The sequence below is a fragment of the Cellulomonas sp. genome, from assembly GCF_035634735.1.
GTDB lineage: Bacteria > Actinomycetota > Actinomycetes > Actinomycetales > Cellulomonadaceae > Cellulomonas.
Map to the genome: position 1 here is coordinate 19,084 of NZ_DASQCJ010000181.1, position 13,446 is coordinate 32,529.

The following is a 13,446-nucleotide window of genomic DNA, read 5'->3' on the forward strand; positions in this document are numbered from 1 at the left end:
TGCGCTCACGCCCGCCCACGCCTTCCGCTCCGGGGTCGTCGGTAGCCTAGCCACCGGGCCGGCGGCCGGAGCCGCCGTCGCCTGAGCGCCACGACGAACCGGAGACCACATGGCACGCGCACTGATCACGGGCATCACCGGCCAGGACGGCCTGTACCTCGCCGAGCTGCTGCTGGGCAAGGGGTACGAGGTCTACGGGCTGGTCCGCGGGCAGAACAACCCCAAGGTGGCCCTGGTCCGCGAGGCCGTGCCGGACGTGCACGTGCTCACCGGCGACCTCACCGACATGCCGAGCCTGATGGCCGCCCTCGCGACGTCCCAGCCGGACGAGGTCTACAACCTCGGCGCGATCTCCTACGTGGCGTACTCCTGGCAGAACGCCCGGATCACGACCGACGTGACGGGCGCCGGCGTGCTCAACATGCTCGAGGCCGTCCGGCTGCACGCCGGCGACGACCCGGGCCGCGTGCGGTTCTACCAGGCGTCCTCCTCGGAGATGTTCGGCAAGGTGCAGGAGGTCCCGCAGCGCGAGACCACGCTGCTCTGGCCGCGCTCGCCGTACGGCGTCGCCAAGGTGTTCGGCCACTACATGACGATCAACTACCGCGAGTCCTACGGGATGCACGCGTCCTCGGGGATCCTGTTCAACCACGAGTCCCCGCGCCGCGGCCCGGAGTTCGTCACCCGCAAGGTGTCCCAGGCCGTCGCCCGGATCTCGCTGGGCCTCCAGGACGAGCTCGTGCTCGGCAACCTCGAGGCGCGCCGGGACTGGGGCTTCGCGGGCGACTACGTCGACGCCATGTGGCGCATGCTGCAGCAGGACGAGGCGGACGACTACGTGGTCTCGACCGGCGCGACGCACTCGATCCGCGAGCTGCTGGACGCCGCGTTCGGGCACGTCGGCATCGACGACTGGTCGCACCTGGTGCGCACCGACCCGCAGTTCGTGCGCCCGGCCGAGGTCGACCTGCTCGTCGGCGACGCGTCGAAGGCCCGCGAGCGCCTGGGCTGGGAGCCGACCGTCGACTTCCGCGGCCTGGTCGCGATGATGGTCGAGCACGACCTGGCCGAGCAGCGCAGGCTCGCCGCGTGACGGTCGCCCTCGTCACCGGGGCCACCGGCCAGGACGGCTCGTACCTGGTCGAGCGGCTGCTCGCCGAGGGCGCGGAGGTGCACGGCGTCGTCCGGCCCGGCGACGACTTCGGCGCGGTCGGCTGGACGCCGCACGCCGTCGACCTGGGCGACCGCCCCGGCCTGCACGCGCTGGTGGCGCGCCTCGCCCCCGACGAGCTGTACAACCTCGGCGGCATCAGCTCCGTCGCCCGGTCCTGGGCCGAGCCCGAGGCCACCGCCGAGCTGTCCGGCCTCGCGCCGCTGGCGCTGCTGGACGCGGCGCTCGCCACCCAGGACCGCACCGGCCGCGCCGTGCGGGTGGTCCAGGCGTCGTCCGCCGAGATCTTCGGCCACCCCGACCGGGCGCCCCAGGACGAGACGACGCCGGTCGCGCCGCGGAACCCGTACGGCGCCGCCAAGGCGTTCGCGCACCACCTCGCGGGCGTCTACCGCGAGCGCGGGCTGCACGTGGCGTCCTGCGTGCTGTTCAACCACGAGTCGCCCCGCCGGCCCGAGCAGTTCGTGACCCGCAAGATCACCCGGGGCGCGGCGCGGATCGCGCTCGGGCTGGACGACACGCTGGTGCTCGGCAACCTCGCCGCGCGCCGCGACTGGGGCTGGGCCCCGGACTACGTGGACGCGATGGTGCGCGCGGCGCGGCACGACGCGCCGGGCGACTGGGTGGTCGCGACCGGGCAGGCGCACTCCGTCGAGGACTTCGTGCGCGCCGCGTTCGAGCGCGCCGGCGTCCCGGACTGGCGGCCCCACGTCGAGGTCGACCCGGCGTTCCTGCGCCCGGGCGACGCGCCGCTGCTGGTCGGCGACCCCGGCCGCGCCGAGCGCGAGCTCGGCTGGCGGCGCACCCACGACTTCGCCGCCCTCGTCGGGGCGATGGTCGACCACGACCTGGCGCTCGCGCGGGCCTGACCGGCCGGCGCGGGCCCCGGGGTCAGGGCACGTCCGCCTGGACCAGCCGCGCGCACCCCTCCACCTCGAGCGTCCCGTCCGACGCGGGCACGAACGCCGCGTCCCCGCGGCGCAGCGCGACCGACGCCCCGGAGGCCGCCCGCACGGTCGCCTCGCCCTCCAGGCACAGCAGCACCCGCGGGCCGCGGCCCGGCAGCGGGTGGGCGCCCGCGTCCTCGACGCTCGTGATCGACAGCTCGAAGTCGTCGACCGGCGCGTAGTACACCCGGGTCGCGCCGTGGAACCGCTCGGGGGCGATCCGGATCGGGGGCGCCGCGACGTAGTCGACGTTGCGCAGCAGCTCGGCGACGTCGACGTGCTTCGGGGTCAGGCCCGCGCGCAGCACGTTGTCCGAGGACGCCATGATCTCGACCCCGACGCCGCTCAGGTAGGCGTGCACGCCGCCGGCGGGGACGAACAGCGCCTCCCCGGGGTGCAGCGTCACCGGGTTGAGCAGCAGCGAGGTCACGACGCCCGGGTCGCCGGGGTACGCCTCCGCGAGCCGCACCACGGTGCGGTCCGCGCGCGGGGACGGCGAGCCGTCGGCCAGCCGGCGCGCGCAGGCGTCCACGACCTGCTGCACCTCGTCCGGCCCGGGCCGGGTGGCCGGGTCGAGCAGCTGGGTGAACGCGGCCTCGATGCCGCTGGCGTCCCGCTGCGCGAACAGCAGGTCGTGCAGCTCCTTGGCGAGCGGAGCGTCCAGGCCGACGAGCAGCTCGGCCGCGCGCCGCGGGGCGCGGAACCCGCAGACCGCCTCGAACCGGGTGAGCGCGTACACCAGCTCCGGCTTGTGGTTCCGGTCGCGGTAGTTCCGGTGCGGCGCGTCCACCGGGATGCCCGCCGCGTCCTCGCGGTCGAAGCCCTCGGCCGCGGCGGCGAGGTTCGGGTGCACCTGGAGCGACAGCGGGGTCTCGGCGGCGATGATCTTGAGCAGGTACGGCAGCCGGGCGCCGAACCGGGCCACGACGTCCTCGCCCAGCGCGCGGCGCGGGTCGCCGGCGATGGCGTCGACGAGCGTGCGGGCGGCGCTCCCGCCGTCCGTGTCGTCGTCCACCGGCGAGGGCCCCGCGTGGTGGGAGCCGAACCACGCCTCCGCGACGGGCTCCCCGGTCACGGGCAGGCCGAGCAGCTCCGGGATCGCCGTCGGCGACCCCCACGCGTAGCTCTGCGCGGCGCTGCGGATCCGGATCATCACGCTCCCTCTCAGGTGGTCGTGCCGCAGATTGGCACATAACGGACATTTCGGTAACTCGCGCTCACCCGAACGGCCCATGCGGTCACGCGGACGGCGCACCGGGACCCACCGCGAGGGGGGCCGTCCGGCACGGCACCGGCCCGGTCACCCGCCGGGCTGCCGCCCAGCGTAGGCGAGCGCGTCCCCGCGTAGGATCGACGCCGCCCGTCCCCCGACGTCAGGAGTACCGATGCAGGTCCGCGAGCTCACCGTGCCCGGCGCGTGGGAGATCACCCCACGGCAGTTCGGCGACCCGAGGGGCGTGTTCCTCGAGTGGTTCAAGGACGAGGCGTTCACCGACGCCGTCGGCCACCGGCTCGACCTGCAGCAGGCGAACCTCTCGGTCTCGGCCGCCGGCGTCGTCCGCGGCATCCACTTCGCGGACGTGCCCCCGGGCCAGGCCAAGTACGTCACCTGCGCGTCCGGCGCGGTGCTCGACGTCGTCGTGGACATCCGGGTCGGCTCCCCGACCTTCGGGCAGTGGGACTCGGTGCTGCTCGACGACGTCGACCGCCGCGCGATCTACCTGTCCGAGGGGCTCGGGCACGCCTTCTGCTCGCTCGAGGACGACTCGACCGTGCTCTACCTCTGCTCGACCGGCTACAGCCCGGGCCGCGAGCACGGCATCCACCCGCTCGACCCCGAGATCGGCATCGCCTGGCCGACCGAGGACCGCGCCGGCCGCCCGCTGACCCCGCTGCTGTCCGAGAAGGACACCGCGGCTCCCACGCTGGCGGAGGCCCGGGCGCAGGGGCTGCTGCCGGACGCCGCGGTCGTCGCCGAGTACGTGGCGTCGCTCGCGCGCTGACCCGCCCGGTCCGCCGCCCGTCAGCGCCGACGGGCGGCGGACCGCAGGGCGCCGAGGTGCGCCCGGGCGCTCGACGCCCAGGTGAACTCCCGCGACCGCGCGAGCGCCGCGGCGCCGAGGGCCGACCGCGCGTCCGCGTCCGCGAGCAGCGCCCGCAGACCCGCCGCGATCTCCGCGTCCGACGTGCCGCAGTACGCGACCGCGTCGCCGCCGACCTCGCTGAGCGACAGCTCCGCCGAGGTGAGCACCGCGGCACCGCACGCCATCGCCTCGAGCACGGGCAGACCGAACCCCTCCCCGCGGCTCGGGTACGCGACGACCCGCGCCCCCGCCAGCAGGCCGGCCAGGTCCCCGAGCGGCAGGTAGCCCGTGCGCAGCACGTCGAGCCCCGCCGGCACCCCGTCGATCGCCGGCCCGACCTCGTCGTCCCACCCCGGCCCCCCGGCGAGGACCAGCGCGGGCGGCTCGGGCGCGTCGGCGATCGCCGCGACCCACCCGCGCACGAGCGCCGGCACGTTCTTGCGCGGCTCGAGCGTGCCGAGGAACGCCACGTAGGGCCGGCCCGCGAGCCCGAGGCCCGCCGCGACCCGCTCGGCCTCCGCCGGCTCGACCGGGTGGAACACGGCCGGGTCCACCCCGTGCAGCGCCACCGTGAACCGGTCCGCCGCGGCGCCGGTGAACCGCACCACCTCGTCGCGCGTGGCCTGCGAGGGCACGACCAGGGCGCGCGCCCGGCGCACCGCGACGCGCGTGGCCGTGCGGAAGAACACCCGCTTGGTCCGGGTGTGCAGCTCGGGGTGGCTGAAGAACGTCGCGTCGTGCAGGGTCACGACCACCGGACGGCGCGTGAGCAGCGGCATCGTGTAGTGCGGCGAGAACACCACGTCGGCCCGCACCCGACGCGCGAGCCGCGGCAGGCCGACCTGCTCCCAGACCAGGCGCACCGCCCGGCGGGCGTAGCGCGGGTGCAGCGCGACCACGCGGCCCCGCGGGCAGGCCGCGGCCATCAGGTCGGCGTCCCGCGCCTGGCACACGACCACGAGGTCGGCCTCCAGGCGGTCGAGCTCGGGGAGCAGCGCGTCCAGGTACCGCCCGACGCCGCCCCGGTCGGCCGGGATCGCCGTCGCGTCCACGAGCACCCGCGGGCGGGTCCCCCCGCTGGCAGCCTGCTGGTCCATGCTCCTCCTCCGCCGGGTCGCGACGGACCACCCTACTGGGGTGGCCGTCGGCTCCGACTACGCTGGCCGTCGGACTGACGCCGACGAGATGAGGATGCGGTGCGCTGGTTGGTCACGGGGGCCCGGGGCATGCTGGGCCAGGACCTGGTCGCGCGGGTGCGCGAGGACGGGCACGAGGTCGTCGCGCTGGACCGCGCGGAGCTCGACATCACGGACGGGGCGGCGACGCTGGACGCGGTCGCCGGGTTCGACGTGGTGGCGAACTGCGCCGCGTGGACGGCGGTCGACGACGCGGAGACGCGCGAGGCGGACGCGTTCACGGTCAACGCCGTGGGCCCGCAGTCGCTCGCGCGCGCCGCGGCGCGGCACGGCGCCCGGCTCGTGCAGGTGTCGACGGACTACGTGTTCGACGGCCACGCGACCGAGCCGTACGCCGAGGACGGGTTCGCCGCCCCGCGCTCGGCCTACGGCCGCACCAAGCTCGCGGGCGAGTGGGCCGTGCGCGCGGCCGGCGCCGACCACCTGATCCTGCGCACCGCGTGGCTGTACGGGGCGAACGGCAGCTGCTTCCCGAGGACCATCGCGCGGGTCGCGGCGGAGAAGGGCGGCCTCGACGTGGTCGACGACCAGGTCGGGCAGCCCACCTGGACCGTCGACGTCGCGGACCTGGCGGTGCGCCTGGTCGCCGTCGGCGCCCCCGCGGGCACCTACCACGCGACGTCCTCGGGCCGGGCCTCCTGGTTCGGTTTCGCCCGCGCCGTCGTGGCCGCAGCGGGCCTGGACCCGGAGATCGTCCGGCCCACGACCAGCGAGGGCTACGTGCGCCCGGCGCCGCGCCCCACGTTCTCCGTGCTCGGCCACGACGCGCTGCGCGCCGCGGGCGTCCAGCCGATCGGCGACTGGCAGGAGCGGTGGGCGACCGCCGCGAAGGAGGTGCTCGCCTGATGGCGGACCGCTCGATCACCGTCGGCGCGCACACCGTCGACGCCCACCACCGCCCGTTCGTCGTGGCGGAGATGTCCGGCAACCACAACGGCGACCTGGGCCGCGCGCTCGCGATCGTCGACGCGGTCGCGGAGTCCGGCGCCCAGGCGCTGAAGCTGCAGACCTACCGCGCGGACACGATCACCATCGACGCCGACGGCCCCGCGTTCCGGGTGTCCGCCGGCCACGAGCTGTGGGGCGGCAAGAACCTCTACCAGCTCTACGAGGAGGCGCACACCCCCTGGGAGTGGCACGCCCCGATCTTCGAGCGCGCCCGCGAGCACGGCCTGGTGCCGTTCTCCAGCCCGTTCGACGGCACCGCGGTCGACCTGCTCGAGGACCTCGGCGTCGAGCTGTACAAGATCGCCTCGCTGGAGATCGGCGACCTCGCGCTGCTGCGCCGGGTCGCCCGGACCGGCAAGCCGGTCGTCATCTCCACCGGTGCGGCGTCGATCACCGACGTCGACACCGCCGTGCGCACGATCCGCGCCGAGGGGAACGACCAGGTGGTCGTGCTCGCGTGCACCTCGTCCTACCCGGCGCTGCCGAGCGAGTCGAACCTCCGCTCGATCCCGGTCATCCGGGACGCCTTCGACGTCGTCGTCGGCCTCTCGGACCACACCAAGGGGATCGGCGCCTCCGTCGCCGCGGTGGCGCTGGGTGCCTGCCTGATCGAGAAGCACGTCACGCTGGCGCGCGCGGACGGCGGGGTCGACTCGGACTTCTCGCTGGAGCCGCACGAGCTCGCGGCGCTGGCCGCGGAGACGGACATCGCCTGGCAGGCGCTGGGGACGGTCCAGCTCGACCCGACGCGCGGCGAGGCCGAGAGCCGCCGGCTGCGCCGGTCGCTGTTCGTCGTCCGGGACGTCCGGGCGGGCGAGGTGGCCACCGAGGAGAACGTGCGGTCCATCCGCCCCGGGGGCGGCCTGGAGCCGGGTCTCCTGGAGGTCGTCCTCGGCCGGCCGTTCACCCGGGACGCCGCCCGGGGCACACCCCTCACCTGGGACATCATCTAGCCCGTGCCGGCCACCCCCGTGCGCCGCGGCACCCCGCCGCGCCCGTCGACGACCATCTGAGAGGACAGGAACGTGGAGCTGAGGTCCGTGCTGGTGACGGGCGGGGCGGGGGACATCGGCCGGGGGATCGCGAAGATCCTCCGGGACGTCCCCTGGGTGGGCGACGTCCACGGCATGGACATCTCGGGCGAGTTCCCCGCGGCGGCGTACTACCGGGACTTCGTGACCGGCCCCACCGTGCGCGACCCCGGGTACCTCGACTTCCTGGGCGCGCAGGTCGAGCGGCTGGGCGTCGACCTCGTCATCCCGATGTCCGAGCCGGAGATCCGGCACCTCGGCGCGGCACGGGTCACCGAGGTCGGCGGCGCCCCGGTCCTCATGCCGAGCGCCCGCGCCATGGACGTCGGCTTCGACAAGCTCGCCACGGCGCGGTTCCTCGAGGACAGCGGCCTGCCGTTCCCGTGGACCGTGGTGGCGGCGGACGCCGAGCCCGTGGCCCTCCCCTGCATCATGAAGTCCCGCAGCGGCTCGGGCAGCAAGAGCGTGCACGTCGTGACGGAGGAGAACGCCGCGCGGCTGCGGGAGCAGACCGACGGGATGATCTACCAGGAGCTGCTGTCCACCGACGACGACGAGTACACCTGCGGGCTCTTCCGCTCCGCGGCGGGGTCGGTCGCGACGATCGTGTTCCGACGCCGGCTGGTGGGCGGTCGCACCGGGTACGCCCGGGTGGTGCGCGACCCGGCGATCGAGCGGCTCCTGCACGACCTCGCGGAGCGGCTCGACCTCGTCGGCAGCATCAACGTCCAGCTGCGCCGCACGGACCGCGGCCCCGTGGTCTTCGAGATCAACCCGCGGTTCTCCAGCACGGTGGTCTTCCGGCACCTGCTCGGGTTCCAGGACGTCGCGTGGGCGGTGCTCGACCGGTTCGGCGCGCTGGGCGCGATCGACTTCGACCCGGAGGCCGTGGCCGGCAAGCAGATCTTCCGGGCGGACGACGAGATCGTCTGGTGACGGACCCCGGCGCGGGGGTCTAGCGGCCGTCCTGCCGGTGCCGGGAGACCACCGACAGCAGGTACCCCTCGTTCGAGTTGGGCACCCGCCGGACCTCCTCCGCGAGCCGGTCCAGGTCGTACGGGGTCCGCATGAGGACCGTCGTCCGGTTGCGCGTGTCCAGGACCGTCCACGTCGCGAGCCCGCCGACGTCCTTGCTCTGCCCCACCGAGCCGACGTTGAGCAGCGTGCACGCCCCGTGCGTGAACGTGTACGGGTAGTGCGTGTGCCCCATGACCACGTAGTCGCACGCGTCGTCGCACAGCGCCGCGAGGTCCTCGGCGCTCGTGTCGGGGTACACGTACCGGTCGGGCTCCCCCGGTGCGCCGTGGCACATCCGGATGGTCACCCCGTCGAGCTCGACGACGCGCTCGGGCGGCAGGCGCAGCAGCCAGTCCAGGTCCTCGGCGCCGAGCTCGTCGAGCGCGATCCGGTGCCCCTCGCCGTACCGCGCGGTGAGGTCACCCAGCGGCAGGTCCCCCGCGAGCACCCGGGCGAGGAACCGCTCGTGGTTGCCCTGGACCGCGGCCCCGGGCAGCGCACGGGCCAGCTCGACGACCTCGCGTGGCTGCGTGTAGTACCCGACCATGTCACCGAGGTTCAGGTACTGCTGGACCCCGATCGCCTCGGCGTGCCGCAGCACGGCCTCCAGGGCGAGCGCGTTGCCGTGGGTGTCGGAGAACAGGGCGATCTTCACCGGTCCAGGAGCCCTTCCACGATCGTGCGGGCCACCTCGCCGGCACCCCGGAGCCGGCCGGTGCCGTGGTAGTCGCGGAACGTCGCGACGTCCGGGAACGCCTCGGCGGTCGCGGCGCGGATCTCGGCCTGCATGCCGGTGTCCATCACCCCGGGGTCGACGTGGCGCACCGTCACGCGCGGGTGCTCCGCGGCGAGGACGTCGAGGAACGTCTTCGCCGCCTTCTTCGACGAGCAGTACAGGGACCACCCGGGGATGGGCCGCTCGGCGGCGCCCGACGTGATGTTGACGACCTCCAGCGTCGCGCCGTCGGGGAGCGCCGCGACGACGGCGTCGGTGAGCACCACCGGGGCCGTGTAGTTCACCGCGACGTGGTCCGCGGCCGCGGACCAGTCGCCCGGCCCGTCGGCGAGCCCCCCGACCTGGCGCACCGGGCCGACGGTGCCCGCGTTGCTGACCAGGACCACGGAGGTCGCCGCCGCGCGGACGGCCTCGCCGAGCGCGCGCGCGAGCGCGGCGAGCTCGTCGGGCCGGGACAGGTCCGCCGGGACCACCGGGTGGGCCGCCGGGACCGCGCGGCGGGCCGTGCCGATCACCTGCTCGCCCCGGGCCGTCAACCGGGCGGCGATCTCCGCGCCGAGGCCGCCGCCCGCGCCGGTCACGATGAAGAGCCGCACCCCGTCACCCCCGCGCCGCGCGGTCGTCCACCGCGCCGTCCCACGCCTCGACGACCCGGCGCGCCCCCAGCCCGTCGACGAGGGCGAGCCCTGTGGCCGCCCACGACCGCCCGGCGAGCAGGTCGGCCGCGGCCCGCCCCAGCCGGTCCGCGGCGGTCCGCGGGTCGGCCCGGACCTCGCTCAGCGTGCCGAGCCCGCGGGCCGCACCGCGCGCCACGACGGCGTCGTAGACGTGCTGCTGGTTCGGCACCGCCGCGAGCAGCACCGTCGGCACGCCGATGCACGCCAGCTCCCAGGTGGTGGTGCTCGCGGTGCTCACGACGAGGTCGGCGGCGGCCGCGCGGTCGAGGAAGCCGGGGCCCGGCTCGACGAGCTCGACGCCCTCCCCGGCCGCCTCGCGCACGGCGGCCCACCGCGCAGCGGGGGCGACGACCGTGACGCCGGCGATCCGGGCCGCCCGCCGGCACACCGACGCGATCGTGGCGGACGCCCCGGTCGCGTCGCTGCCGCCCATGACCACCAGGACGCCGACGTCCGTGCCTCCGGCCGGGTCCGCCGTCGTCGCCCGCCGCTCCCGTGCGGCGAGCACCTCGGCGCGCAGGGGCGCGTACGCGATGCCCCGCAGCACCCGCCCGCTGCCGTCGTCGGGCCGGGCCAGGCTCGGGGAGCCCGGCTCCTCCGCGCCCATGGCGGAGTCGACGACGACGTCCGCGGGTCGGCGCCCGAAGGTCCCGTCCTCCATCGAGCACAGGACGGCCCCCGCCCCCGCGACCTGGCGGCGCGCCTCGGTCCCGACGAGGTAGTCGTCCACGTGGACCAGGTCGGCCGCGTACCGGGCCGCGAGCTCCCCGAGGTCGCCGGCCGCCGGGACGACCTCCACCCCGGCCCGCCGCACCAGGTCGCGGCCGAACCCGGAGGTCACCGTGCCCGCGAACGTGACCGACCACCCGACCTCGCGGGCCCGCTCCGCCACCGCCAGCGCGCGGACGAGGTGCCCCAGGCCGCCCTCCGGCGTCCCGTCGCAGCGGACGAGCACCCGCCTCATCCGTCCGCCAGCGCCTTCTGGACGACGCCCGCGTTCCGGCCGACGATGTCCGGCCGCGCGCGCAGCAGCGCGACGACCTCGTGCCAGCGGGGCGGGCGGTCGCCCAGCTCCGCCACGACGGCGTCCAGGGCCGCCGCGTCCTCGGCCGTGTCGAGCGTGACCCGCAGGTCGTCCGCCGCCGGCTGCACCACCAGCCCCGCCCGGCGGAACTCGCGGCCCCCGGCGTACAGGTACGACGTCACGTGGGTGCGGTGGTAGTCCGTCGCCTCCGCGTCGGCGGCGGCCAGCGCCGCCGACGACGCCAGCTCGACGTCGAGGCCGCGGGGCAGCGTCCGGACGAGCGTGGAGGCGACGTAGTCCAGCGAGGTGTCCGCGCGCCACAGGGCGACGACGGAGGAGATGAGCGCCGGGTCGGCCAGCGGGCAGTCCGCCGTGAGCCGCACGACCGCGTCGGCACCGGTCTCCGAGCGGGCGAGCACGAACCGGGACAGGACGTCGTCCTCGCTGCCGCGCACGACCCGCGCGCCGAGCTCGGCCGCGAGGTCCGCGACGGCGTCGTCCCCGGCGTGGGTCGACGTGGCGACGACGACCTCGTCGACGCCCTCCGCCGCCTGCGCGGCGCGCACCATCCAGCCGAGGACGGGCCGGCCGCCGAGCGGCCGCAGCACCTTCCCGGGGAGGCGGGTGGACCCGGTGCGGGCCTGGATGACGGCGACGACGCGCGGCGCAGCCGCGCCGGCCGGCGGGACCGCGGGGGCGGAGGAGGCGGGCTGCACCGTGCCATGATGCCACCGGCCGGCGGCGGGGCCCGTGGACCGGCATCGCGGGCCGCGCGCGGAGCGGGGCCCGCGCGTGCCGCCGTGCCATGATGCTCTGTCGGACGCCTCCCGCGGGCGCCCGGACCCGCGCGACCGGCCGTCGCGCGCTCACCGACCGTCTGGAGTTCCACGGCATGTCTCTGCTCTCGGGAGCCTCGATCCTCATCACCGGAGGCACGGGGTCCTTCGGCAAGGCCTTCCTCCAGGAGGTGCTGGAGCACCACGACCCGCGGCGCCTGGTGGTCTTCAGCCGCGACGAGCTCAAGCAGTACGAGGTCCGGCGGCAGCTCGGCGACGACCCGCGCCTGCGCTGGTTCATCGGCGACATCCGCGACCGCCAGCGCCTGACGCGCGCCATGCACGGGGTCGACTACGTCGTGCACGCCGCCGCGCTCAAGCAGGTGGACACCGCGGAGTACAACCCGTTCGAGTTCGTGCAGACCAACGTCAACGGCTCGCAGAACGTCATCGACGCCGCCATCGACGCGGGCGTCAAGAAGGTCGTCGCGCTGTCGACGGACAAGGCGTCCAGCCCGATCAACCTGTACGGCGCCACCAAGCTCTGCGGCGATCGCATGTTCGTGTCCGGGAACAGCTACGCCGCGGCGTACGACACCCGGTTCTCCGTGGTCCGGTACGGCAACGTCATGGGCTCGCGCGGCTCGGTGATCCCGGTGTTCCGGAAGCTGGCCGAGGAGGGCGCCTCGCTGCCGATCACGGACCTGCGCATGACCCGGTTCTGGATCACGCTGCCGCAGGCCGTGCAGTTCGTGCTCGACTCGTTCGAGCTGATGACCGGCGGCGAGCTGTACGTCCCGCGCATCCCGAGCATGAAGGTCACCGACCTCGCCCAGGCCGTCGCCCCCGGCTCCGCGATGCACGAGATCGGCATCCGCCCCGGGGAGAAGCTGCACGAGGAGATGATCGCGCCGGACGACTCGCGCCGGACGGTGCGGCTCGGCGACCGGTACGTGGTCATGCCCTACGTGGGCGGCTGGGGCTACGAGACGCCCGCGGGCGGCGAGCCGGTCGAGGACGGCTGGACGTACCGGTCCGACAGCAACGACCTGTGGCTGAGCACCGACGAGCTGCGCGACATGGTCGCGCGGTTCGCCTGAGGTGGCCGGCGTGCTGCCCTACGGGCGCCAGTCGATCGACGAGGCCGACGTCGAGGCCGTCGTCGCGGCGCTGCGCAGCGACTGGCTGACCACCGGCCCCGCGGTCGAGGCGTTCGAGCAGGCCATCTCCGCGCACGTCGGCGGCGCCCCCGCGGTGAGCGTCACCTCCGGCACCGCCGCGCTGCACGTCGCGTACGCGGCGGCGGGCGTCGGCCCCGGCGACGAGGTCGTGACCACCCCGCTGACGTTCGTCGCCACGGCCGCGGCCGCGGCGCTGCACGGCGCGACGGTGGTGTTCGCCGACGTGGAGGCCGACACCGGCAACCTCGACGTCGAGGCCGCGCGCGCGGCGGTCACCGAGCGCACCCGCGTCGTCGCCGCCGTGGACTACGCGGGCCTGCCGGCCAGCCCCGACGCGTTCGCGGCGCTCGCCCACGAGCACGGCGCGCTGTTCCTCGAGGACGCCGCGCACTCGATCGGCTCGCTGTGGGACGGCCGCCCGGTCGGCTCGTTCGCGGACCTCACGACGCTGTCCTTCTTCCCCACCAAGAACCTCACCACCGCCGAGGGCGGCGCGGTCGTCACGGCCGACCCGGACCTGGAGCGGCGCGCGCGCGGCTTCAAGAACCACGGCCTGGTGCGCGAGCGGGACCGGCAGCGGTTCCCGGACGAGGGCCCGTGGCACCAGGAGGTGCACGAGTTCGGGCTGAACTACCGGCTGCCCGACGTGCTGGCCGCG

The 13,446-nt window shown here is 75.5% G+C and carries 14 protein-coding genes; 8 read left to right on the plus strand and 6 right to left on the minus strand.

Annotated elements, in window-relative coordinates; genetic code table 11:
* Positions 1-109 precede the first annotated feature (109 nt).
* Together VER05_RS14965 and VER05_RS14970 are read left to right on the plus strand one after the other, a co-directional pair.
* Entirely contained in the window at positions 110-1,093 is a 984-nt protein-coding gene (locus VER05_RS14965; protein WP_324846131.1) for a GDP-mannose 4,6-dehydratase, read from the plus strand.
* Complete coding sequence (locus tag VER05_RS14970) at positions 1,090-2,040, plus strand: GDP-mannose 4,6-dehydratase (RefSeq protein WP_324846132.1); 951 nt, start codon at positions 1,090-1,092, stop codon at positions 2,038-2,040. The genes VER05_RS14965 and VER05_RS14970 overlap by 4 nt, the downstream gene beginning before the upstream one ends.
* Before the next feature lie 22 nt (positions 2,041-2,062).
* On the opposite strand, the gene manA is transcribed toward VER05_RS14970, so the two are convergent.
* Positions 2,063-3,271, minus strand: coding sequence for a mannose-6-phosphate isomerase, class I (manA, locus tag VER05_RS14975; protein ID WP_324846133.1), 1,209 nt, complete (start codon positions 3,269-3,271; stop codon positions 2,063-2,065).
* A gap of 232 nt (positions 3,272-3,503) precedes the next feature.
* Between manA and rfbC the strand changes: the two genes are divergently transcribed.
* Positions 3,504-4,121 carry a dTDP-4-dehydrorhamnose 3,5-epimerase gene (rfbC, locus tag VER05_RS14980; RefSeq protein ID WP_324846134.1) on the plus strand — a complete coding sequence of 206 codons (618 nt, stop codon included), beginning with the start codon at positions 3,504-3,506 and terminating at the stop codon, positions 4,119-4,121.
* 20 nt (positions 4,122-4,141) lie between these two features.
* Here rfbC and VER05_RS14985 read toward each other — a convergent pair whose 3' ends face one another.
* Positions 4,142-5,299 (minus strand): glycosyltransferase family 1 protein, encoded by a 1,158-nt coding sequence (locus VER05_RS14985; protein ID WP_324846135.1) that lies wholly within the window; start codon positions 5,297-5,299, stop codon positions 4,142-4,144.
* 99 nt (positions 5,300-5,398) lie between these two features.
* On the opposite strand from VER05_RS14985, the gene rfbD reads away from it, so the two are divergent.
* The 3 genes from rfbD to VER05_RS15000 all read left to right on the plus strand — a co-directional run bounded on the left by rfbD (position 5,399) and on the right by VER05_RS15000 (position 8,313).
* Positions 5,399-6,244, plus strand: a complete 846-nt coding sequence (gene rfbD / locus VER05_RS14990) for a dTDP-4-dehydrorhamnose reductase (protein WP_324846136.1) — start codon at positions 5,399-5,401, stop codon at positions 6,242-6,244.
* Positions 6,244-7,299, plus strand: coding sequence for a pseudaminic acid synthase (gene pseI, locus VER05_RS14995; protein WP_324846137.1), 1,056 nt, complete (start codon positions 6,244-6,246; stop codon positions 7,297-7,299). The genes rfbD and pseI overlap by 1 nt, the downstream gene beginning before the upstream one ends.
* 72 nt (positions 7,300-7,371) lie before the next feature.
* Positions 7,372-8,313, plus strand: a complete 942-nt coding sequence (locus VER05_RS15000) for an ATP-grasp domain-containing protein (RefSeq protein WP_324846138.1) — start codon at positions 7,372-7,374, stop codon at positions 8,311-8,313.
* Positions 8,314-8,332: 19 nt separating this feature from the next.
* Here the strand turns inward: VER05_RS15000 and VER05_RS15005 are convergent, their stop codons facing one another.
* Genes VER05_RS15005 through VER05_RS15020 form a run of 4 tightly spaced genes read right to left on the minus strand, consistent with a single transcriptional unit; the run spans position 8,333 to position 11,547 of the window.
* Positions 8,333-9,049 (minus strand): metallophosphoesterase family protein, encoded by a 717-nt coding sequence (locus VER05_RS15005; RefSeq protein ID WP_324846139.1) that lies wholly within the window; start codon positions 9,047-9,049, stop codon positions 8,333-8,335.
* The gene (locus tag VER05_RS15010) at positions 9,046-9,726 is read right to left on the minus strand and encodes an SDR family NAD(P)-dependent oxidoreductase (protein WP_324846140.1); all 681 of its coding nucleotides are present in this window, start codon (positions 9,724-9,726) and stop codon (positions 9,046-9,048) included. The genes VER05_RS15005 and VER05_RS15010 overlap by 4 nt, the downstream gene beginning before the upstream one ends.
* A 4-nt stretch (positions 9,727-9,730) precedes the next feature.
* Positions 9,731-10,771: a hypothetical protein gene (locus tag VER05_RS15015; protein ID WP_324846141.1), complete on the minus strand. Its 1,041-nt coding sequence runs from the start codon at positions 10,769-10,771 to the stop codon at positions 9,731-9,733.
* A complete protein-coding gene (locus VER05_RS15020) occupies positions 10,768-11,547 on the minus strand; it encodes a cytidylyltransferase domain-containing protein (protein WP_324846142.1) in 780 nt (259 codons plus the stop codon). Before VER05_RS15020 ends, VER05_RS15015 begins: the two co-directional genes overlap by 4 nt.
* Before the next feature lie 176 nt (positions 11,548-11,723).
* On the opposite strand from VER05_RS15020, the gene pseB reads away from it, so the two are divergent.
* The gene (pseB, locus tag VER05_RS15025) at positions 11,724-12,707 is read left to right on the plus strand and encodes a UDP-N-acetylglucosamine 4,6-dehydratase (inverting) (protein ID WP_324846143.1); all 984 of its coding nucleotides are present in this window, start codon (positions 11,724-11,726) and stop codon (positions 12,705-12,707) included.
* Positions 12,708-12,717: 10 nt separating this feature from the next.
* The coding region (locus VER05_RS15030; RefSeq protein WP_324846144.1) for a DegT/DnrJ/EryC1/StrS family aminotransferase at positions 12,718-13,446 on the plus strand (729 nt) is incomplete at its 3' end.